33 protein-coding genes and 1 tRNA gene are annotated in these 20653 nt (G+C 40.6%); 1 reads left to right on the top strand and 33 read right to left on the bottom strand.

Annotated elements, in window-relative coordinates; genetic code table 11:
* Positions 1 to 5 precede the first annotated feature (5 nt).
* The 3 genes from ND811_RS11425 to ND811_RS11415 form a co-directional block, all read right to left on the bottom strand.
* Positions 6 to 78 (bottom strand) — tRNA-Lys (locus ND811_RS11425).
* A gap of 79 nt (positions 79 to 157) precedes the next feature.
* Positions 158 to 1432, bottom strand: a complete 1275-nt coding sequence (locus tag ND811_RS11420; RefSeq protein ID WP_265352020.1) for an adenylosuccinate synthase — start codon at positions 1430 to 1432, stop codon at positions 158 to 160.
* A 7-nt stretch (positions 1433 to 1439) separates the two neighbouring features.
* Entirely contained in the window at positions 1440 to 2465 is a 1026-nt protein-coding gene (locus tag ND811_RS11415; RefSeq protein WP_265352021.1) for an ATP phosphoribosyltransferase regulatory subunit, read from the bottom strand.
* 122 nt (positions 2466 to 2587) lie between these two features.
* Here ND811_RS11415 and ND811_RS11410 point away from each other — a divergent pair, with 122 nt between their 5' ends.
* Positions 2588 to 4606 carry a 1-acyl-sn-glycerol-3-phosphate acyltransferase gene (locus ND811_RS11410; protein WP_265352022.1) on the top strand — a complete coding sequence of 673 codons (2019 nt, stop codon included), beginning with the start codon at positions 2588 to 2590 and terminating at the stop codon, positions 4604 to 4606.
* On the opposite strand, the gene ND811_RS11405 is transcribed toward ND811_RS11410, so the two are convergent.
* From ND811_RS11405 to rplC, 30 genes are all read right to left on the bottom strand, one after another.
* Positions 4596 to 6416: a PAS domain-containing sensor histidine kinase gene (locus tag ND811_RS11405; protein WP_265352023.1), complete on the bottom strand. Its 1821-nt coding sequence runs from the start codon at positions 6414 to 6416 to the stop codon at positions 4596 to 4598. The genes ND811_RS11410 and ND811_RS11405 overlap by 11 nt on opposite strands.
* Before the next feature lie 106 nt (positions 6417 to 6522).
* Positions 6523 to 7038, bottom strand: coding sequence for a 50S ribosomal protein L17 (rplQ, locus tag ND811_RS11400; RefSeq protein WP_265352024.1), 516 nt, complete (start codon positions 7036 to 7038; stop codon positions 6523 to 6525).
* A gap of 1 nt (position 7039) precedes the next feature.
* Complete coding sequence (locus tag ND811_RS11395) at positions 7040 to 8017, bottom strand: DNA-directed RNA polymerase subunit alpha (protein ID WP_002974165.1); 978 nt, start codon at positions 8015 to 8017, stop codon at positions 7040 to 7042.
* Between the two features lie 25 nt (positions 8018 to 8042).
* Complete coding sequence (rpsD, locus tag ND811_RS11390) at positions 8043 to 8675, bottom strand: 30S ribosomal protein S4 (RefSeq protein ID WP_004783893.1); 633 nt, start codon at positions 8673 to 8675, stop codon at positions 8043 to 8045.
* Positions 8676 to 8684: 9 nt separating this feature from the next.
* On the bottom strand, positions 8685 to 9098 hold the full coding sequence (gene rpsK / locus ND811_RS11385) for a 30S ribosomal protein S11 (RefSeq protein WP_004783964.1): 414 nt from the start codon (positions 9096 to 9098) through the stop codon (positions 8685 to 8687).
* Between the two features lie 11 nt (positions 9099 to 9109).
* Complete coding sequence (gene rpsM, locus ND811_RS11380) at positions 9110 to 9487, bottom strand: 30S ribosomal protein S13 (protein ID WP_035983662.1); 378 nt, start codon at positions 9485 to 9487, stop codon at positions 9110 to 9112.
* A 6-nt stretch (positions 9488 to 9493) separates the two neighbouring features.
* Entirely contained in the window at positions 9494 to 9607 is a 114-nt protein-coding gene (rpmJ, locus tag ND811_RS11375; protein WP_002974084.1) for a 50S ribosomal protein L36, read from the bottom strand.
* Positions 9608 to 9616: 9 nt separating this feature from the next.
* On the bottom strand, positions 9617 to 9835 hold the full coding sequence (infA, locus tag ND811_RS11370) for a translation initiation factor IF-1 (RefSeq protein ID WP_012476295.1): 219 nt from the start codon (positions 9833 to 9835) through the stop codon (positions 9617 to 9619).
* Positions 9836 to 9848: 13 nt separating this feature from the next.
* Entirely contained in the window at positions 9849 to 10409 is a 561-nt protein-coding gene (locus ND811_RS11365; protein WP_265352025.1) for an adenylate kinase, read from the bottom strand.
* Between the two features lie 3 nt (positions 10410 to 10412).
* On the bottom strand, positions 10413 to 11792 hold the full coding sequence (secY, locus tag ND811_RS11360; RefSeq protein WP_135746397.1) for a preprotein translocase subunit SecY: 1380 nt from the start codon (positions 11790 to 11792) through the stop codon (positions 10413 to 10415).
* A gap of 7 nt (positions 11793 to 11799) precedes the next feature.
* Complete coding sequence (rplO, locus tag ND811_RS11355) at positions 11800 to 12333, bottom strand: 50S ribosomal protein L15 (RefSeq protein WP_265352026.1); 534 nt, start codon at positions 12331 to 12333, stop codon at positions 11800 to 11802.
* 4 nt (positions 12334 to 12337) lie between these two features.
* Entirely contained in the window at positions 12338 to 12517 is a 180-nt protein-coding gene (gene rpmD, locus ND811_RS11350; protein ID WP_100743117.1) for a 50S ribosomal protein L30, read from the bottom strand.
* A gap of 14 nt (positions 12518 to 12531) precedes the next feature.
* Positions 12532 to 13035: a 30S ribosomal protein S5 gene (gene rpsE / locus ND811_RS11345; RefSeq protein ID WP_002973816.1), complete on the bottom strand. Its 504-nt coding sequence runs from the start codon at positions 13033 to 13035 to the stop codon at positions 12532 to 12534.
* 3 nt (positions 13036 to 13038) lie between these two features.
* Entirely contained in the window at positions 13039 to 13407 is a 369-nt protein-coding gene (rplR, locus tag ND811_RS11340) for a 50S ribosomal protein L18 (RefSeq protein ID WP_135655886.1), read from the bottom strand.
* Between the two features lie 6 nt (positions 13408 to 13413).
* Positions 13414 to 13953, bottom strand: a complete 540-nt coding sequence (gene rplF / locus ND811_RS11335; RefSeq protein WP_265352027.1) for a 50S ribosomal protein L6 — start codon at positions 13951 to 13953, stop codon at positions 13414 to 13416.
* A 14-nt stretch (positions 13954 to 13967) separates the two neighbouring features.
* On the bottom strand, positions 13968 to 14366 hold the full coding sequence (gene rpsH, locus ND811_RS11330) for a 30S ribosomal protein S8 (RefSeq protein WP_002973604.1): 399 nt from the start codon (positions 14364 to 14366) through the stop codon (positions 13968 to 13970).
* A gap of 16 nt (positions 14367 to 14382) precedes the next feature.
* Positions 14383 to 14568 (bottom strand): type Z 30S ribosomal protein S14, encoded by a 186-nt coding sequence (locus tag ND811_RS11325; protein ID WP_012476296.1) that lies wholly within the window; start codon positions 14566 to 14568, stop codon positions 14383 to 14385.
* 10 nt (positions 14569 to 14578) lie between these two features.
* On the bottom strand, positions 14579 to 15130 hold the full coding sequence (rplE, locus tag ND811_RS11320; protein ID WP_135693648.1) for a 50S ribosomal protein L5: 552 nt from the start codon (positions 15128 to 15130) through the stop codon (positions 14579 to 14581).
* A 2-nt stretch (positions 15131 to 15132) separates the two neighbouring features.
* Positions 15133 to 15516, bottom strand: a complete 384-nt coding sequence (gene rplX / locus ND811_RS11315; RefSeq protein WP_265352028.1) for a 50S ribosomal protein L24 — start codon at positions 15514 to 15516, stop codon at positions 15133 to 15135.
* 1 nt (position 15517) lies between these two features.
* Positions 15518 to 15910 carry a 50S ribosomal protein L14 gene (gene rplN / locus ND811_RS11310; protein WP_002974152.1) on the bottom strand — a complete coding sequence of 131 codons (393 nt, stop codon included), beginning with the start codon at positions 15908 to 15910 and terminating at the stop codon, positions 15518 to 15520.
* On the bottom strand, positions 15907 to 16176 hold the full coding sequence (gene rpsQ / locus ND811_RS11305) for a 30S ribosomal protein S17 (protein ID WP_004783792.1): 270 nt from the start codon (positions 16174 to 16176) through the stop codon (positions 15907 to 15909). The genes rplN and rpsQ overlap by 4 nt, the downstream gene beginning before the upstream one ends.
* Before the next feature lie 3 nt (positions 16177 to 16179).
* Entirely contained in the window at positions 16180 to 16452 is a 273-nt protein-coding gene (gene rpmC, locus ND811_RS11300) for a 50S ribosomal protein L29 (protein ID WP_265352029.1), read from the bottom strand.
* On the bottom strand, positions 16449 to 16862 hold the full coding sequence (gene rplP, locus ND811_RS11295; RefSeq protein WP_002974545.1) for a 50S ribosomal protein L16: 414 nt from the start codon (positions 16860 to 16862) through the stop codon (positions 16449 to 16451). The genes rpmC and rplP overlap by 4 nt, the downstream gene beginning before the upstream one ends.
* A gap of 22 nt (positions 16863 to 16884) precedes the next feature.
* Positions 16885 to 17565, bottom strand: coding sequence for a 30S ribosomal protein S3 (gene rpsC, locus ND811_RS11290; RefSeq protein ID WP_100729138.1), 681 nt, complete (start codon positions 17563 to 17565; stop codon positions 16885 to 16887).
* 3 nt (positions 17566 to 17568) lie between these two features.
* The gene (gene rplV, locus ND811_RS11285; RefSeq protein ID WP_004783773.1) at positions 17569 to 17919 is read right to left on the bottom strand and encodes a 50S ribosomal protein L22; all 351 of its coding nucleotides are present in this window, start codon (positions 17917 to 17919) and stop codon (positions 17569 to 17571) included.
* Positions 17920 to 17927: 8 nt separating this feature from the next.
* Positions 17928 to 18206: a 30S ribosomal protein S19 gene (rpsS, locus tag ND811_RS11280; RefSeq protein WP_002974021.1), complete on the bottom strand. Its 279-nt coding sequence runs from the start codon at positions 18204 to 18206 to the stop codon at positions 17928 to 17930.
* Positions 18207 to 18219: 13 nt separating this feature from the next.
* Positions 18220 to 19056: a 50S ribosomal protein L2 gene (gene rplB / locus ND811_RS11275; RefSeq protein WP_265352030.1), complete on the bottom strand. Its 837-nt coding sequence runs from the start codon at positions 19054 to 19056 to the stop codon at positions 18220 to 18222.
* 2 nt (positions 19057 to 19058) lie between these two features.
* Positions 19059 to 19364: a 50S ribosomal protein L23 gene (locus ND811_RS11270; protein ID WP_100790764.1), complete on the bottom strand. Its 306-nt coding sequence runs from the start codon at positions 19362 to 19364 to the stop codon at positions 19059 to 19061.
* A gap of 4 nt (positions 19365 to 19368) precedes the next feature.
* Positions 19369 to 20004 carry a 50S ribosomal protein L4 gene (rplD, locus tag ND811_RS11265; RefSeq protein WP_002973655.1) on the bottom strand — a complete coding sequence of 212 codons (636 nt, stop codon included), beginning with the start codon at positions 20002 to 20004 and terminating at the stop codon, positions 19369 to 19371.
* 15 nt (positions 20005 to 20019) lie between these two features.
* A complete protein-coding gene (gene rplC, locus ND811_RS11260) occupies positions 20020 to 20643 on the bottom strand; it encodes a 50S ribosomal protein L3 (RefSeq protein ID WP_265352031.1) in 624 nt (207 codons plus the stop codon).
* Positions 20644 to 20653 lie beyond the last annotated feature (10 nt).

Genomic DNA, 20653 nt, shown 5'->3' with positions numbered 1-20653 from the left:
ATTTTTGAGTCGTCGGGGATTCGAACCCCGGACCCATTCCTTAAAAGGGAATTGCTCTACCAGCTGAGCTAACGACTCGTTCTGTAGCCAAGAATATCGAACCACCTTTCTCGGTCAACAACTACTTAAAAAAAAGATCAAGAGCTCGCATTTTTTTTTAGTCCATGATGATCGTGTGTTCACGATCAGGCCCGGTGGAAACAATTCCAATCTTTGTATTAACAAGGTCTTGTAAGGATTTAATATACGACTGGCAAAGAGTTGGTAACTTTGAAAATGAATTGATCCCAGAGATATCATCCTTCCATCCTTTATACTCAGCAAACAACGGTTTAACGTCCTCAAGCCCTTGTGATGGAAAAAAGTGTAATTTTTTACCTTTGTATTCATAACCAACAACAACAGGAATCGAATCATAATGGCTGAGAACATCTATTTTAGTTAATACGAGGGAGTTGATACCATTCACTGTCACCGCATGTTTGATCATCTGTACATCAAACCAACCACATCGTCTAGGTCTTCCCGTGGTAGAACCATACTCACCACCTAACTTACGTAAAATATCGCCTGCTTCGCCTAAAATTTCTGAAGGAAAAGGGCCCTCTCCCACTCTAGTTGCATAGGCTTTGGTAATCCCTATCACATCCTTTAAATACCTAAAACTCACTCCAGAACCTGCAAGGGCTCCACCAGTTGTTGGATTAGAGCTAGTCACATAAGGATAGGTTCCAAAATCAATATCAAGTCCTGTTCCTTGTGCCCCTTCCAGAAGGACTCGTTTGCCTTTTTGTAATTCCGAATCGAGATAGTACACTGTGTTTACAATGTTTTTACCCATTTTGTCAGCAAAGTCCAAAAGGAAATCATACATTTCGGTGATATTAACTGGTTCCAGATCATAGTATTTCACAAGTTCTTGGTTTTTTACTTCTAAGATATGAGTCAGTTTTCTTTTTAGATTTTCTTTATCTAGAAGGTCACCAGCACGAACTCCGTTACGAAGCATTTTGTCTGCATAACACATTCCGATCCCTTTTTTTGTGGTTCCAATTTTTCTTTCCGGTGAAGAACCAGCTTCTCTTGCTTCATCGATCAAACGATGGTAAGGAAGAAGGATGTGACATGAATCACTGATAAGAACTTTTTCTTTTACTTTGAATCCGTGTGCTTCTAAGTCAGCACACTCTTTTAAAAAATATTCAGGATCTAAAACCACTCCGTTTCCAATCACACAAGTGGTATTATCATATATTATGCCTGATGGGACCAAATGGAAAATATATTTTTTTCCGCCCACTACTACCGTATGACCAGCGTTCGCACCACCTTGGTACCGAACAATGATATCTGTATCTTTGGAAAGGTAATCAATTACCTTTGCCTTTCCTTCATCACCCCATTGTGCTCCGACAACTAAATTTGCAGGCATAATTCCCTCATTTTACATTATTTACAATTTCTTCAATGGAATCAAGGTGCAGGGCAAAACCGCAGGCATCCTTCTTAATTCCAGTAAAACTTTCATACAATTCGTTATAAACTCCACCGGCAAAAACCGGCTCAGGATCCCGTTCCACATATCCTTGAAACATAAATCCAGTGTAATAAGACAGATCTCTCACAAGGGAAGGATCCCAAATACAAGGAATCTCTCCGAGAGCCTTTGCCCATTCTCCAAAAAAAGAGGTAATGGATTCCAAATCCTCTTTTAATTTTTCCCATTCTTTAGGTTCTAAAATCTTTTGTAATGAGTTTTGAAATTTTGGCATCTCACTTACAGGAATGGGTCTGAGTAACAACTGGATCATTTCCATATGTGACTCGGACGTATTTTCCCTAGCAGCGAGAGAAACTAACTCTGGTAAGTTTTTTGTATATAACAGTTGGCGGAGAACTTTTGTTTGTTCCTCATTCCAACCAAGAATCTCTAAAACATTACGAAAAAAAGAAGAGTGACCAAATACAATCGTAAAGGCTAAAGAAGGAACCGAAGCTTTCCAAAGCCTTAACAAAATTTGAATATGAGAAATGAGTTGGTTTGTATCACTTTTTCCCAGTGACTCGACACCTACTTGCAAAATCTCACGTCGTGACGCATTCCGTTTTTTGTGGTCACGAATCTTACGCGCAAAATAAAAAACATTTTGGTTCTCTTCCCAATGGGATCTTGCCGCCATTCCTTTTACAACTTGGAGTGTTAAGTCCACGCCAGGCGACAGTTCATTCCCATCCCAATCTTTTGTCACAAGCAGACTCTCTAACCCATGATCCAAATGGGATCGAAAGGAATTCGAATAATCAAAGGAAGGAAGAGTAATTTCAGAATAACCTTCTCTTTCGAAGAGTTCTGAATATCTTTGTAGTAAATTCCGCCTGTTTTTACTTTCTTCGGGGCCTAAAAAATGAAATCCATCCGGAATCCACTTTTGTTCCGAGGAAATTGATTTGTTCTTTTGATTCATACCGGGATCTCGATCACCCAAGAAGTCAGTTTAGAGAAATCCTGGATTTACGCAATCAATTGTAAAAATCGAATAGACAAATCGAAAGTTTTCAGTAATTTAATGTCGGTTTAGAGGCATACATGACAGAAAAAGAAGCCACTTTGGGACGCTGGCATAAAGAATTTTTTGAGAACATCCACCTATTTGTAAAATCGGGTCTTACCGAGTCAGAAGCAAAGTCCATTTTAGAAGAGTTTTTAGTTCTTTCGCAAAGCACTCCGAAACCTAAGGTCATGGACATCTTCCAAGAACCAGATCGATTGGAAGAAATCGGAGTGTATACCGACATTCGTCCGGAACCACGCGATTTTATGTTAAAATTTCTCGATCCCATTATGAAGAAATTCAAAGTGGAGGGGACAGAAAATCTGAAACTTTTGGATGGGGTCATCGGCAAATACCCTGTCACATTAATTTCCAACCACCTAAGCCATTTAGATGCACCTGCCATCTTTACTCTTTTGTACAACTCAGGGCCAGAAGGAAGAAAGATAGCTGAATCGCTCGTCTTTATCGCAGGAAGACTTGCTTTCGAACCAGACTTTACCCGCCTCGGTCTCTATATGTTTGGAACCCTTCTTGTTTGTTCCAAAAAGGACATGGCAGACAATCCATCACTTTCCGATGTAATGACCAAGATCAATATGCGTGCCTTTCGTAATTCACAAAAATTACAATCAGATGGAAAGGTCATTTCCATTTTTCCAGAGGGAACTAGGTCTCGCGATGGAAGGTTAATGCCCTTTGTGGATACTGTATACCATTATGTTGCAAACAAAGTTATCCTTCCTATCTCACTAGAGGGAACAGAAAAAATTCTTCCTATCGAAGGTTTACTTTTTAACCAAGCGGTCGGAAAACTTGTCATCGGCAAACCAGTGCTTGTTGGTGAACTTACAAAAAAAGAAATGGAGTCTTTTCCATCTCATATTGAACAAATTTCTTTTCCTGGCACAGGTGACAAAAAACAATTTATCATTGATAACCTTGCACTTCTTGTAGGTAGCAATTTAAACAAACATAAACATGGAACTTATCGTAACCTTTATAAAGGTGATGTCAGGGAAACCAACCAACTCATTTCAATTCCGAAAAAACCAGACGAACATGTGGTCATCATTGGATCTTCCAATATGTCCGTTGCCTTTGCCTGCGTGATGGCAAATAAAAATGTAAAAGTAACCATTTACAGTCCTGATTCAGAAATGGTAAAACAAAGTAATGAAGAAAAGCGCGATGTAGTTCATTATCCCATTTACAAACTTCCACCGAATATTGAATTTTCGGACAAACCAGAAATATTGGGATCGGCCACTCTATTTATCCAAGGTACAAATCCTTGGGAATTCGATGGAATTTATTCTAAAATCAGAACCCATCTGCAAAAAAATAAATCACCAATGGTAAATGTCATCAAAGGTTTTACTGGTTCTAAGAAAGGACTTATCCTTGAGGACCTACACGAATTACTTCTTATCGAAAGAGACCGCCTAGCAGTTGTTTCTGGTGCATGTTATCCTGATCAGATAATGGAAAGAAAAATTTCTGGTTTTGAAATTTCGGCTTTCGAAGACTCTCTCATTCCAAAACTAAAAGAGCTCCTTACAAATAACTATGTATTCACGAGAACTGCCATTAATTCGCGAGACACAAAAGGAGTCCAGTTGGGTGGGGCATTAAAAACTGTTTATGCTTTGGCAATGGGACTTGTGGAAGGATATTTCAAACGTGAGTTAGGCGGAAATGTTGATAATACACTATTCCATTTAAGCAATCGCTTTTTTAATGAAATGGTATCGATTGGGGTATTACTCGGCGGAGATCCTACTACTTTCAATGGTCTCTCCGGTATGACAGACTTTATGTTGGCTTGTTTCGGTTCTGATACAAGAGATAGAAAGTATGGGTATGATCTTGCGTATGGTACAAGGCCAGAAAAAATAACGAATGGTTTTTATGGTCTTAAGGTGTTACCAAATTTAATCCAACTGGATGAAAAAAGACATCCCATCGTGACTGCGGCCTATAGAACAGTGATTCAAAACGAAGACTTTGACTTGATTGCCGAAAAACTACAAATGCAACTGGCTAGAATTTAGGAAGAATTACAAAAAACTCCGTGTAACCTGGTTCAGAATGGAACTGAATCCGGCCACGGTGCCTTTCCTCGACGGATTGTTTGACAATCCCAAGGCCAAGTCCGGTCCCTTCCCCTTTTTCCTTAGTAGTATAAAATGGTTCAAAAATTCGTTTTTGAATGGCTTGGGGAATTCCAGGGCCATTGTCTTTTACCCGGACCTCCACTTCTTTCTCGGTTTCGTCAATTTGAATGGTGAGTGTTCCTTTAAAAGACATAGCTTGTAAGGAATTGTAGATTAGGTTGGTCCAAATTTGAATCAGCTCATCTGGATACCCCGATATAGTGGGATTAGCATTGTACAAACGAATACATTCCACTCCAGTTTTCATTTTGTTCTGATAAAGGGTTAGTACAGTTTCAATGGTATCAACTATGTTAATGTCTGCTTTTGCCTCGTTGCGATCAAACCTACCATAGTTTTTAAGGCTATAAACAATTTTCGAAGTTCTTTCAACGGCCAATCGAATCGATTCAATACTACGTAGGGAATTCAATTCTGATAATACTAAATCTAAAAGCGGCGATGACTTAAAATAAGGTAAAAAACTTTCATTTTCTAAAACAAAATCGGAAACTCCAAGATCAACAATTCTATCAGCTAAATCATAAGCGGAATCAATTTGCAAAATTATAAAAATACTTTCTAATGCCTTTTTAGCTTTTCTCGAATCAGAAAAGTTATAGGTCTTTGGTTTAATTGTAAATAACTCAATTACCCAAGAAATAATTTCATTTATCTCCTTATCTGAATATTTTGAGAAAATTTCTTTTATAAGAAACAATCTTGTACCAAAATTTCCCATACGATTGAAAATTTGTTCGCTAAAGGCTGCAATCGCTGCAAGTGGATTATTTATTTCATGCGCAACTCCTGCAACTAACTGTCCCAAGGTGGCCATTTTTTCTGAAAGAATTAATTGGTCTTGTGTTTTCTGCAAATCCTCTAAAAGTCGATTGAGTTCTTTCGTTCTTTCCTTGACCGCGAATTCGAGGGCCTCCTTATTCTGTTTGGATTCAGTAACATCGATAAGGATAGCAAGTAAAGTCGATCTACCCTTCGTCTGTAAAATGGTATTTCCCGAAACTACATGGCGTATTTCTCCAGATTTAGTGCGTATACTTGCCTCCATTCCCGTACTCCAACCTTTCTTTAGGAGTTCTGCCTTCAATCTTTCTCGATCAAATTTGGTTATCCAGATATTCAGGTCATAAGATGTACGCCCAATGATTTCCTCTCTGGAATAGCCAATCAGACGACAATAGGCTTCATTCACATCATCGTAAACGGCAGTTTCTGCATTGGATAAACTAACTGCTGCTGGATTCAAACGGAAAACACTCTCAAAGAGTTCTTTACTGATGACTAACTCACTTTGTAAAACCGCGGCCAGGTATTCTTTTTCCTTTAGGGCTGTAATATTTTGACCTGCAGATAATAGATATTTTCCATTCTCCACGATACGCCCACTAAAAAGAATCGTAACCGTAGAGCCTTGTTTGGTTACCAGAGGTACTTCCATATTGAGGACCAAACCATCACTGATTAACCTTGCTAAAATGGCTTCTCTATCATTGGAATTCGAATAAATTCCCAAATCTAAAGTTGATTTCCCTATCACCTCCTCCCTACTTCGGCCAAGCCACGAACAGTAAATTTCGTTCGCGTCGACATACAATCCAGTTTGCATGTCCGTAAGTGCCATTCCAATAGGACTAGAACTAAAAGCGGTGTGCCAAATGGAATCAGTTGTAGGAAGGATAGGAGTCATTCGTTTGGAATGTAGATTTTTAGCGGAACTTCATACGAATGCAATAAAAAAAAAGCCTACTCGGATGAGCAGGCTTTTCTTAAAAACATTACAAAGGAAAAGTTGATTACTTAGCAGCTACTTTTTCTTTCTTAGCTTTTTTCGGTTTTTCTTCTTTTTTAGCAGGTTTTTTCTCTTCGCGTTTTGCCTTTGTCTCCGCTTTCAACTCGTCTTGAGTTTTGCGATCAACAAGTTCCAAAATTCCCATCGCTGTGTTATCAGAAGGACGGTTTACCAAACGAATGATTCGTGTGTATCCACCCACTCTTTCTGCATAACGATTAGCAAGATCTTTCAAAAGTTTGTTAACGATTTCTTGGTCACCAAGGTGGCTATAAAGATACCTTGTGTTATGAAGAATCGCTGCATTTTTCTTTTGTTCATCAAGATTAGCTAGGTTAGCATCTAAATTACGTTTTGCTCTAGTGATGATTCGTTCCGCATAAGAACGAGCTACCTTTAGCTTCGCAACAGAAGATTCGATTCTTTCGTGGCGGAGCAAAGAGATTACCATATTTTGAATCATAGCTTTTCTATGATCCGCGGATCTATTGAGTTGTTTAACTTTATTACGTTTATTCATCTTAAAAATCTCTCATACCGAAAGAAAGTCCCATAGAAGAAAGTTTTGCTTTCAACTCTTGTAAACTTTGTTCGCTGAAATGTTTTGATTTAGTCATTTCGTCTTCAGATCTCTTTACGAGCTCTCCAATGAAGTCGATTTCCAAACTACGAAGAACGTTAGTGGATCGAACGGAAAGTTCCAATTCTTCCACATGTTTTGATAACGCTGCTTTTAGTTTTTCGTCAGCTTCATCTAACTCTTCCTCTTCTTCTTCAATCTCTTCTTCGAAATTGATGAAAACAGTAAGGTGATCTTTTAGAATTTTTGCTGCTTGTGCAACTGCATCTTCTGGAGAAACAGAACCGTCTGTCCAAACTTCCATAGTAAGTTTTTCGTAATCAGAACGTTGTGCAACACGAGTTTCTGACACCTCGAACAATACTTTTTGGATTGGTGAAAAAATAGAATCGATCGGGATCGTTCCTAATACTTCGATGTCTTTCTTTTTATCTTCTGCAGGAACGTAACCGCGTCCCCTTTGAATTTCCAAATCCATAATCAAATTGGCATCCTCATTGAGAGTTGCTATATGAAGGTCTGGATTCATGATTTCAATAGAAGAGTCAACTGCCAAGTCAGCCGCACGGAAATAACCTGCACCTTTCAATTCTAGGTGGATAACTTTACTTGCTTCTTTGTCCTCAGGCTCGTATTTGATTCGAACTTGTTTTAAGTTAAGAATGATACGCGTTACGTCTTCGGCTACACCTTCGATATAAGAGAACTCGTGAGAGACTCCTTCAATACGAATTGCGGAAATTGCCGCTCCCTCAATAGAAGACATGAGCGTACGACGAAGGGAGTTACCGATCGTAGTACCAATTCCTCTTTCGAAAGGCTCTGCAACAAACTTACCGTAGTTTGGTGTATTCACATCGGTAGTGAATTCGATTTTTTTGGGTCTTTTAAAACCTTTTAATAAATTCTTTGGAGACAATGTCGTATCCTTCTTCTCTAAATTCTTACTTCGAGTACAACTCTACGATTACCTGTTCTTTCACAGGAATATCAATATGCTCTCTTGTTGGAAGTGAAGTCACTTCTCCGGAGAACTTGGTATAATCCACACTCACCCAAGAAGCAGTTCGATTGATTGCTTGAGCAAGTTTGATATTTTCTTCAATAAACGCGGATTTTTGAAACTTCTCACGAATTTCGATTTTATCACCAACATTCACACGATAAGAACAAATATCCACTCTGTGGCCATTCACAAGAATGTGTCTGTGAGCTACAAAGTTACGAGCTTGTCTTCTAGTGACAGCAAAACCCATACGATAAAGAACGTTATCCAATCTTCTTTCTAGGAATTGGAGGAGGTTCTCACCAGGAATCCCTGGAGTGTGAGATGCTTCTTCAAAGTATCTACGAAATTGTTTTTCTAAAACACCATAAGCGCGTTTCACTTTTTGCTTTTCACGGAGCTGTGCACCGTATTCTGTTACCTTCCCTTTTTTCTTAGGAGGAAGACCTGGTGGATACTTTCTCTTTTCAAGTGAAGATTTTTCTTTATGTAATGTATGACTATTTTTAAGAAAGAGGTTAAGACCCTCTCTTCTCATCAATTTAACAACTGGACCTCGGTAACGTGCCATATCTAATTCCTACACCCTTCTTCTTTTTCGTGGTCGGCACCCATTGTGCGGGAGCGGAGTTACGTCTTTAATGAGTTTGATTGCAATCCCTTTTGTGGTTAAAGAACGAATGGCAGATTCACGTCCAATTCCAGGACCCGAAACCATTACATCCACTTCTGAAAGACCAGCAGCTTCAATTGCTTTCTCAGCAGCATTAGTTGCAGCTACTTGTGCTGCATAAGGAGTGGATTTTTTGGATCCACGAAATCCCATCATTCCAGATGAAGACCAAGAAAGAACGTTTCCAGCCATATCTGTAATGGATACGATTGTATTGTTAAACGAAGCTTGGATGTACACCTTACCCCGCGGAACGTTTTTCTTTTCTTTTTTCTTAACCTTTTTGGTATCTTTTTTATTCTTTGCGTCTTTTTCAGCCATGGATTAGTCCTCTACTTAGTAGCCTTTTTCTTATTGGCTACAGTCTTCTTGACTCCCTTACGGGTTCTTGCGTTGGTTCTTGTTCTTTGTCCGTTGACTGGAAGTCCACGTCTGTGACGGAAACCTCGGTAACAACCCACATCCATCAATCGTTTGATATTTAGGTTGACTTCGGAACGAAGATCCCCTTCTACCTGGTATGATTCTTCAATAACTCTTCGGATCGCGGCTTCTTGTTCGTCCGAAAGGTCCTTCACCCGGATAGATTCGTCAATCCCTGCTTTTTTCAGGATATTTTGAGAGGAAGTCTTACCAATACCAAATACGTATGTAAGACCGATCACTATTCTTTTGTTTGATGGTAAATCAACACCCGCGATACGTGCCATATCTTTCTATCTTTGCCTTTGTTTGTGTTTTGGGTTCGTGCAAATCACTCGGATTACACCTTTTCTGCGAATGACTTTGCATTCAGGACAGATTTTTTTTACTGATGCTCTAACTTTCATTATAGTTTCCTATTTCTTTCTGTAAGTAATACGGCCCTTGGTTAAGTCATAAGGAGAAAGTTCCACTGTGACTTTATCTCCAGGTAAAATACGAATATAATGCATACGCATCTTTCCTGAAATATGTGCTAAAACCTTATGACCATTCTCAAGTTCCACACGGAACATAGCATTTGGTAACGGTTCTAGAACGGTTCCGTCAATCGTGATTGCTTCTTCCTTAGCCAGGGTCTATCTCCTACTAGATCGATTTTAAAATAGTGTTAGTGATTTCTTCCATACTTCCCAAACCATTAATTTGCCGAAGGATCCCAGAGCCTTTATAAAAGTCTATTAGGGGCAACGTCTTGGTGTTGTAAGTATGCAGACGGTTTTTGATGGTCTCTTCGTTGTCATCCGAGCGTCCTTCTTTGATCGCTCTACCTAGCAACCGTTTGACGAGTTCTTCGTCAGGAACGTCTAGGTTGACAACGGAGTCGAGCTCCATGTGAAGCTCTTTGAGGATTTCCGAGAGAGCCTTTGCTTGCTCCACCGTCCTAGGAAATCCATCCAGAATGAATCCATTCGCACAATCAGATTCGACCAATCGGTCGCGAATTATGCCGATAACGACAGCATCTGGAACTAGGTCCCCTGCGTCCATATATTTTTTTGCTTCTATCCCCATAGGGGTTCCGTTTTTTACGGCAGCACGGAGGATATCTCCGGTAGAGATTTGTGGAATTTTGTATTTCTCTTTGATGATGTCAGCTTGGGTCCCTTTTCCAGCACCTGGGGGCCCCATAAAAATGAGTCTCTTCATTCGTTACACTCTTCCCTTGATTTTAGTCTTCTTCATGAATCCTTCGTAATTTCTCATGAGTAGTTGGGCTTCGATTTGTTTTAAAGTTTCGAGTGCCACACCCACCATAATCAGAAGCGAAGTTCCGCCAAAAGTATACACCAAAGTTCCACCGCCGGTGTTGGAACCGAGGTTTAAAAACTTGATGATAAGATACGGAGCAAGAGCAAGACCTGCAAGGAAAAGAGCACCAGGTAAAGTGATTCGATTCAAAATTTTCTCGATCATCTCTTTGGTTTGGCTACCCGGGCGAACACCTGGAATAAACCCACCGTATTTTTTTAGGTTATCAGCAAGTTCCTGTGGGTTGAACTGAATTGCCGTATAAAAATAAGCAAAGAAAATAATTAGAGATGTATAAATCACATAATAGAAAAGGGCATGGTACCAAATTTGTGAAAATGGATTGAAATAGTCCATAATCACAGCCCAACCTGCCCACTGACCACCCTTTGAGGATAACCACTGAACAATTGTTTGCGGGAAAAGGATGAGCGACGATGCAAAGATAATTGGCATAACGTTTGCACTATTTACTTTGAATGGAATGGATTGGCTACGAGCCTGAACCATCTTTCTTCCCACCATTTGTTTTCCATAATTTAATGGAACCCGGCGTACCCCTTGGGTCAAAATTACAGTTAATGCAATAAGAACAATAAAGATAATGATAAGAATGAGAATGCTAAGAGCATCAGAAGTATCAGAGGTAAACATAGCAATGAGTGCTTCTGGCATACGACCAATGATACCAGCAAAAATGATAAGGGAGATTCCGTTACCGATACCACGTTCTGTGATCTGTTCTCCAAGCCAAATGAGTAGTACTGTACCTGTAGTGATGGATAACATCGCAATTGGTAGGAAGTAACCTTCTACAGATGGATTGATAAGACCTGGGTATTTCGCTTGCGCGGTTCCTGATCCTGTTGACCAAGAGTTAGCAAGTTGGATCACAGCAAGTGATTGGATCGCACAGAGAATAAGAGTTCCGTATTTAGTGTACTGTTGGATCTTTTTTCTTCCTTCTTCTCCTTCCTTTTGCATCTTTTGCAAACTAGGAATGAGAACCATCACTAGCTGCATGATAATGGAAGAAGAGATATAAGGCATAATTCCTAGTGCGAAAATAGAAAATTTGAGAAGAGCACCACCAGCAAACAAATCTACCATTCCGAGGAAACCTTCACTCGGATCGGCAGTAATGCCCGTTACAATCAAACTATTGATACCTGGAATGGTCACGTGAGTTCCCATTCTGAAAAGTAACAACATACCTATCGTAAATAGGATTTTAGATCTTAATTCCGGGATTCGAAAGATATTTGCGATGGTTTGAAACATAGGTTATCTAGTTTTTTTTCTCTTCTTTTTTCTTTTCTCTAATGATGACTTTTCCACCTGCTTTTTCAATTTTCTCTTTTGCAGAGGTAGAAAAAGCATCAACCGTAATGGTGATGGCACTAGTCACTTCTCCAGTTCCGAGTAATTTGATTGGTCCTTCTACTGACTTTATCAAAGACTTAGATTTGAGAATGGTAGGAGTCACTTCCCCAGAAAGACCTGCTTTTGTCAAAGAGATCAAGTTCACTGGTTGGAACTCTACCGAGAAAATATTGGTAAAACCACGTTTTGGCAAACGTCTGTGTAGAGGGAGCTGACCACCTTCGAATCCGCGTCTCATCGAAGCCGCACGAGCTCTTTGTCCTTTGGATCCACGAGTGGAAGTTTTTCCCATTCCAGATCCTGGACCTTGACCCACACGTTTCGGAGAAGTTTTTGCACCTTCTGGAACGGGAACCAAGTTTTTGTTGCCGAGGGATGTGGATTTTTTGGGACGTTTTGCTCCAAATCCACGACCTTGTTCGATTCTATCTTGTGCCATACAATTATACCTTTTCCACTTTCAACAAGTAACCTACTTGTCGTAACATCCCTTTCAATTGGGGAGTCATTTTGTGTTTTTTGGATTGACCTTTCTTTTTAAGGCCGAGTGCAATGAGAGTTTTTTTGTGTATCGGAATGATACCAATTGAACTTCTTTCTTGCGTAACGATCACTTCTTCCATAGTCAGATTCCTTATTATAGATCTTGCCCAAACAAGTGTTTGAGGCTAACACCACGTCGTTTTACCGCCATTGACGGTGTTTCCAACTGTTGTAATGCATCCATAGTCGCCTTCACAATGTTCATCGGGTTCGAAGATCCCCATGACTTTGTCAAAACATCTTGAATTCCTGCTCTTTCCAATACGGAACGAACAGAAGCTCCAGCGATGATTCCCGTTCCCGGAGAAGCCGGCTTCAAAATCACACGAGCGGATTTGAACTGTCCCACAACATCATGTGGAACTGTGTGCCCGATATAGTGAATGGATTTTAAATTCTTTTTTGCCGATTCAATGGACTTTCGGATGGCGTCTGGAACTTCATTTGCTTTTCCAAAACCGATTCCTACTTTTCCTTTAGAGTCACCTACAACCGATAGTGCGTTGAAGGAGAAACGACGTCCCCCCTTCACCACTTTGGCAACTCGGTCTATTTTTACGACCTTCTCAGTAAATTCTTTTGTTTCTTCTTCTAACATCATTTAGAACTCCAATCCACCTTCGCGGGCAGAATCAGCAAAAGCAGCGATCTTTCCATGATAAACCATTCCAGATCTGTCTAGAACCACTTGGGAAACCCCTGCTTTTTTCGCTTTTTCAGCGACTACTTTACCGAGTTCGGTCGCAGCCGATTTACTCTTCTTAGAATTTTCGTGTTTCGGAAAATCTTTCTCTAGAGTGGTTGCATAAACAAGTGTTACACCTTTTGCATCATCAATGATCTGTGCAGTGAGGTAACGATTTGTTTTGTTAAAAACCAACCGAGGTCTTTCCGAGGTAGAACGGAGTTTGTACCTGACTCGTTCCGCTCTTCTCAATCTTTTGATATTTTTAGCTGTCTTATTGATCATGACGTTCTACTTCTTACCGGTCTTTCCGGCCTTTCTACGGATGTATTCGTTCTGATATTTGATTCCTTTTCCTTTGTAAGGCTCAGGAGGTCTTTTAGAACGAATGTCAGCCGCAACTTGTCCAACCAGTTGTCGGTCAATTCCCGATACTTTGATTTTTAGCTGATCTGCAACATCGATTTTGATACCAGTAGGTTCAGGGAAAACAACTTCATGGGAATATCCAAGAGCCATTACTAGATCTTTACCGCGTTTTTGTGCACGATAACCAACCCCAGTAATTTCTAGGTTTTTCTCCCAACCAGTTGTCACACCTTTTACGCAGTTCATCGCAAGGGAACGAACAAGACCATGTAAAGCCACAGTCTTTTGGTCTTCACTCTTGCGAGTAAAAACAAGTTCCCCGTTTTCCACATTGGCGCTGACACCTTCGTAAAGTGGAGTTTTTAACTCCCCTAAAGGTCCCTTAATCGTAAGGGTTTCCGCATCTGCTTTTACTTCTACTTTTGCAGGCAATTTGATAATACTTTTTCCAACTCGAGACATGGTGCTATCGTTCTCTAGAATACCTTACAGAGAACTTCCCCTCCTACTCTGAGTTTACGAGCACGTTTACCAGTCATCACACCTTTCGAAGTCGAAAGGATGAGTGTTCCGATGTTATTTCGGAACGGTCTGATTTCTCCGGATTGGATGTATACTCGACGACCAGGAGTAGATACTCTCTCGATCATACGAATTACCGGCTTCTTTTCCGTGTCGTATTTTAATTTCACTTGGAAGTCATCAAAACTTCCGTTTTTTACTGTTTGAACATCATCAACAAAACCTTCTTCTTTAAGAAGATCTAGGATGGACTTTTTGATTTTGCTACCAGGAATCACACAAAGCTCATGTTTAGCTTGTTGTGCGTTTCTGATTCTTGTTAGCATATCTGCTATTGGATCTGAAAGACTCATACTTACCTTAACCTAATTACCAGGAGGACTTTTTCACACCGGGGATCTGAGCCTTGCTAGCAAGGTCCCGGAAGCAAAGACGACACATATCAAAGCGGCGCAAATAAGCGCGTGATCGACCACAAAGAGGGCAACGATTGTACTCTCTCACTTTGAATTTTTGCTCTTTGGCGTGGCGTTCCATCATTGATTTTTTCGCCATGAATAATCTCCTACTTACCTGCCGTTCGGTAAGGCATACCGAAGGCTTGGAATAATTCGAACGCTTCTTTGTCCACTTCCGTGTTCGTTACGAAAGTGATATTGATCCCGTAGATAGTATTGATTTTATCAAAGTGAATCTCAGGGAAGATGATCTGTTCTTTTACGGACAGGTTGTAATTTCCTCGACCGTCGAAACCTTTGGGATTTACACCACGAAAGTCACGAACCCGTGGAAGAGCCACGTTAATGAATCTGTCAAGGAACTCATACATATGATGACCACGTAGGGTAACTTTGCAACCAAGCACCATTCCCTCTCTCACTTTGAAGCCCGCAATGGACTTCTTAGCGAATGTTTTCACCGGTCTTTGGCCTGTGATTTGGCCAATTTCTACCAAACAAGCTTCCATCGCTTTTGGGTTTGTGTGGGCTTCACCCATACCAACGTTGATCACGATTTTTTCTAGTTTGGGAACTCGCATCACACTTTGAAAGCCGAGTGACTTTTGGAGCGTTGGACGAATTTCCTTCTCGTATTTTGATTTAAGCCTAGGTACCATAACTATACTTCTTTCCCTTCAGGTCGAGTCACTCGTACGGATTTACCATCCTTCTTGGCAAAGCCCAAACGTACAGCCTTAATTTTCTTCTTTGGCTTCGCTTTGTTCTCTGCTTTTGCGTCGTGAAACATCACATTGGAAATATGGATTGGGAATTCGATTTCGATCGCTCCGCCTCCAGGGTTCTCTTGGGTTGGGCGAACAAATCTTTTTCTTTTATTCACACCTTCGATATAAACGCGGTCTTTGCGTTTGTCGATAGCTAGAACTTTCCCTTTTTTTCCTTTTTCTTTTCCGGAAATCACAAGAACTTCATCGTCCTTTTTGATTTTCGTTTTTTTGAATTTAGTGGGCTCGGAGCCTCTATATGCTAATTTAGCTGCCATTCTAGAGAACCTCCGGAGCGAGAGATATAATTTTCATGTATTTTTTATCGCGAAGTTCACGGGCAACAGGTCCGAAGATCCTGGTTCCTTTTGGATTTCCTTTGTCATCAATGATGGCAACAGCATTGTCATCGAAACGAATGTAAGTTCCATCGGGACGACGGACTTCTTTTTTCGTTCTCACAACAACAGCTCTTTGAACCGCCTTGTTATGCACTTTTTTACCTTGCCCGTCACGAAGACCGTATGCAGGTTGTGCTTCTTTTACAGCGACGATGATTTCGTCACCAAGCGTTGCGTAGCGTTTTTTGGAACCGCCAAGCACTTTTACGCACATGACTTTTTTCACACCCGAGTTATCGGCTACTTGTAAAATAGTTTCTTGTTGGATCATACTAATTTCGCCTTCTCAATTACCTTTACAAGTTTATGGTGTTTCTGCTTAGAAAGTGGTCTTGTTTCCACAGCGATGACTCGATCACCAACTTGACACTCGTTCTTCTCATCGTGAATTTTCACACGAGAAGTTCTGGTCATAATCTTCTTAAACCGTGGGTGCACTTTTCTTGTGATGATTTCGATCACTACAGTTTTTTCCATAGCATCACTCACAACTACACCCTGAATGGTTAAAGACTTTTTAGAGTTTTTATCTTCCATAACCTACTTCTTCTTACCTTTGCTTGTTTTAGCAGCTTTAGGAGCCGAACCAGCTTTCGGTGCGATTTGTTTGAGTTTACCTTTTGCTGCCAATTCCTTCTCACGAAGGACAGTTAACGCTTGGGCAATTCTCTTTTTATGATTGCGGATAACCTTTGGATTCTCAAGAGATCTTGTGACACCAAATTGGAATCTTGCTTTTCTTACTTCTTCGGAAGAGGAAAGAATTTCTTTCTTCAAATCTTCTGGAGAAAGTGATTTAAAATCGTCTTTCATAGAACGTTCCTCTTAACAAATGAAGTTTCTACCGGCAGTTTAAACGCTGCAAGATGAAGTGCTTTTCTTGCAGTTTCTTCATCAATACCAGCCATCTCAAAAAGAACACGACCTGGACGGATCTCAGCAATCCAAAATTCCGGGTTACCTTTACCTTTACCCATACGAGTTTCAGCAGGTTTTTTAGTGATAGGAAGATGAGGAAAGATCCTGATCCACAATTTTCCACCTCGTTTTACTTGGCGGTTGATGGTGATCCTTGCAGCTTCAATTTGGCGCGCAGTGATACGACCGGAAGAAATGGCTTTTAAACCATACTCACCGAACGCAACGTAAGAACCTCTTTCGTCCTTACCTTTTAAGCGCCCTCTTTGGCGTTTTCTAAATTTTACTCGTTTAGGTGCTAACATGATTGTTTCTCTTTAGTACTTCTTAACTAGTTCTACGTTTTACAGCGTATTTATCTTCATCGGTCTCTTCCTTATTGGTTGGGAAGTAGTCACCTGTATATGTCCAAACTTTCACACCGATTTGACCAAAAGTGGTAAGGGCTTCTTTGAATCCAAAGTCGATTTTAGCACGAAGAGTATGAAGAGGAACTCGTCCTTCCATATACTTCTCTGTCCTTGCCATATCTGCTCCGTTCAGTCGTCCGGAGATTTGGATTTTTACACCTTCCACTCCACCGCGCATCGCACGACGAAGTTCTGCTTTCATCACTCGACGAAATGGCATCCTTTGTTCGATTTGAAGAGCAACCGTTTCCGCAATCGCTTGTGCGATGACTTCTGGTTTTTTCACCTCGATGATGTTCATCCCAATCGGTTTATCAGCATATTTTTTAAGCTCTTGTTTAACCGCTTCGATGTTTTGGCCTTTTTGACCAATCACCATACCTGGTTTAGAAGTATGGAGGTTTACGTTGATTTTTTCAGGGAATCTTTCGATTACGATTTTTACAACGGATGCATTTTTAAATTTCTTCTGAAGGAATCTACGGATCTTGATATCTTCGTGAAGATTTTTGATGTAATCTTGTTTAGAATACCAAACTGAATCCCAGTTACGTGTGATTCCGATTCGTAGTCCGATTGGATTTACTTTCTGACCCATAAATTAGCTAACCTTCTTTTCGATTTCAGATACGACAACAGTGATGTGGCTTAGGCGTTTACGAATCCTAGAAGCACGACCACGCGCTCTTGGGCGAAAACGTTTCATGATTGGTCCGTCGTCCACGTAGATTTTTTTTACATAAAGTGAACTTGGATCCAAACTTTCATTCATTTGAACTGCGTTCGCCACAGCCGAATTAAGAAGGTTAATGATCATTGAACTTGCGGCTTTGTTTGTAAAACGCAAGATATCAATTGCTTCTTTATAATCATATCCACGAACTTCATCAGCAACCAGGCGAGCTTTTCTGGCAGAAATTCTGAGGTGTTTTCCTACTGCTTTTGCTTCCATCACTCTACCTATTTCTTCGCTACTTTTTTGTCTCCACCGTGACCTTTAAAGGTTCTAGTGGGAGCAAATTCACCGAGTTTGTGACCGATCATGTTTTCGTTTACATATACAGGAACAAACGCTTTGCCATTATGAATCATGACTGTGTGACCAATCATGTCTGGATAAATGGTACTTCTTCTGGACCAAGACTTGAAGGGAGTTTTTTTCCCTTCAGAGTTTAACTTGGTAATTTTTTTCATGAGGTGGTCGTCGATGAACGGACCTTTTTTTAAGCTTCTAGCCATGAGTATCTAGATCCTACCTATTCCTGTTTTTCTTACGTCTTTGGACAATAAAACGGTCAGACGGTCTAGTCTTACGTGTTTTAAATCCTTTCGTAGGTTTACCCCAAGGAGTCACAGGGTGACGACCTCCGGAAGTTCTACCTTCACCACCACCGAGTGGGTGGTCCACAGGGTTCATAACGACCCCTCTTACTTTCGGTCTTTTTCCTAACCAACGGTTACGTCCCGCTTTTCCAATGATCACTAAGTTGTGGTCTTTGTTGGAAAGTTCTCCGATCGTTGCTAGACACTCTTTACGCACTTTTCGGATTTCCGAAGAAGGTAGTTTTAGAGATACATAGTCACCATCTTTTGCGGAGATCACAGCAAAAGATCCTGCTGTGCGTGCGATTTGACCGCCTTTTCCGATATGTAGTTCAATGTTGTGAACGTTTGTTCCTGCAGGGATTTTATCTAAAGGAAGTGTGTTCCCAAGTTTGATTTCTGCATTAGCACCAGATTCAATTTTGTCTCCCACTTTTAATCCGTTAGGAGCTAAAATATATCGGTATTCTCCATCTGCATAGCAGACCAGAGCAATAAAAGCAGAACGGTTTGGATCATACTCGATTGTTTTTACAGTCGCAGGGATTCCAAATTTATTACGTTTGAAATCGATGATCCGGAACTTTCTTTTGTTACGTCCACCTTTGCGTCTAACAGCAATACGTCCCTTATTGTCACGTCCAGCTTTATAAGAAAAATTGGCAGTGAGAGGCTTATAAGGAACCACTTCTGTGATTTCTTTGAAATCCAAAACCGAATAATATCGGCTGGACTGTGTTGTGGGTTTAAGTTTTCTAATTCCCATAATTAAACCTTAGCAAAATCCAAATTTGCTCCGTCAGCAAAGGTCACTACAGCTTTTTTGTAGTGAGGTCTTGGAGACGGCATGTTTCTAAAACGTTTCATTTTCCCACGGTAAACGGCTACGTTTACATTTGTTGGAACTACGTTATACATTTGTTTCAGGGCTTGTTTGATCAAAGTTTTGTTCGCATCCGGGTGGACTTTGAACGTATACTTGACAGTTCTTTTTCCCATACGTTCTCCAATTGTTTGAAGGTCTTGCGACTTTTCTGTAACAACTGGTGATAAGATTACATTCTCTAGGTTCACTGTCTTATCCTTTCTTAGAATACTGAGCCTGAAGCTCTTTTAAAGCGCTTTCAGAGATTACTAAATTGTTATTATAGAGGATGTCTCGGCAAACGACTCGTTTGCTGTTCACATATTTGAGGTTCTCTATATTGCGAGTGGATTTTTTGAGGAATTGGTTTTCACCAGCTACCACAAAACCCACGTTACCCTTCTCTGCAATTTCCATGTTCTTCAAAATATTGTAGATGGACTTTGTAGAGTAAGAAGAAGGTTCTACGTCTTCTATGATCGCGATTCTGTTTTCTTCTGCCTTTTTGTTAAGGATGGAGAGAACAGCCTTTTTCTTTACGCTGCGTGACAAGTTAGAGGAATAATCTCTTGGTTTTGGTCCATGAATGATACCACCACCAACGAAATGAGGCGCTCTGATGGATCCTTGTCTTGCACGACCAGTTCCCTTTTGAGCCCAAGGTTTGATTCCCCCACCGCGAACTTCGGAACGATCCTTAGTAGAATGTGTTCCTTGTCTATTGTTCGCATTTTCAGCTTTAACCGCATCATAGATGGCTCCAAGCGAAATGCCGGTAGCAAATAATTCTGCCGGAAGTTCAACTTCGCTTACGAATACGCCTTCTTTATTGTATTTACGCGCTTTCATGTTCTACCTATCTATTTATCCGATTTTTTCTATCGTAACGATACCGCGTTCTTTTCCAGGAACCGGACCGGATACAAATACCAAGTTGGCGTCTGCATCAATTTTTACTACTTTCAAGTTTCGAACAGTGCTCTGTTCAGAACCCATTCTTCCACCCATCTTCAAACCCTTGAATACGCGTCCAGGAGTTGTATTAGAACCAATAGAACCAGGGTGTCTCTGGAATCTGGAACCGTGTCCAGCAGGACCACCAGCAAATCCGTGGCGTTTCACAACACCTTGTGTTCCTTTTCCTTTCGAAGTTCCGGTTACTTTCACCGTGTCGTTTAAAGCAAACACATCAGCGAGTTTTACCTCTGCTCCTACTGCAACATCTTCAAAACCCTTGAATTCAATCAGAGTTTTTTTAGGAGAGGCAATGTTTGCTTTTTTGATGTGTCCCACTTCGGCCTTCGTCATGTGTTTTTCCTTGGCATCACCAAATGCTAACTGAACAGCCTCATAGCCATCGTTTGCAGATGTTTTTACCTGGGACACAAAACAAGGACCCACGCGTAAAACAGTTACAGTAACCATCTTACCTTCGTTATTGAATATGTGGGCCATGCCCAATTTTTCGCCGATTAAACCTTTAGCCATGGATCCTATC

Source organism: Leptospira soteropolitanensis (assembly GCF_026151655.1).
In the GTDB taxonomy this organism is placed as follows: Bacteria; Spirochaetota; Leptospiria; order Leptospirales; family Leptospiraceae; genus Leptospira_A; species Leptospira_A soteropolitanensis.
Note: the sequence above shows the minus strand (reverse complement) of the source record. Positions and strands in the feature narration are given on the sequence as shown.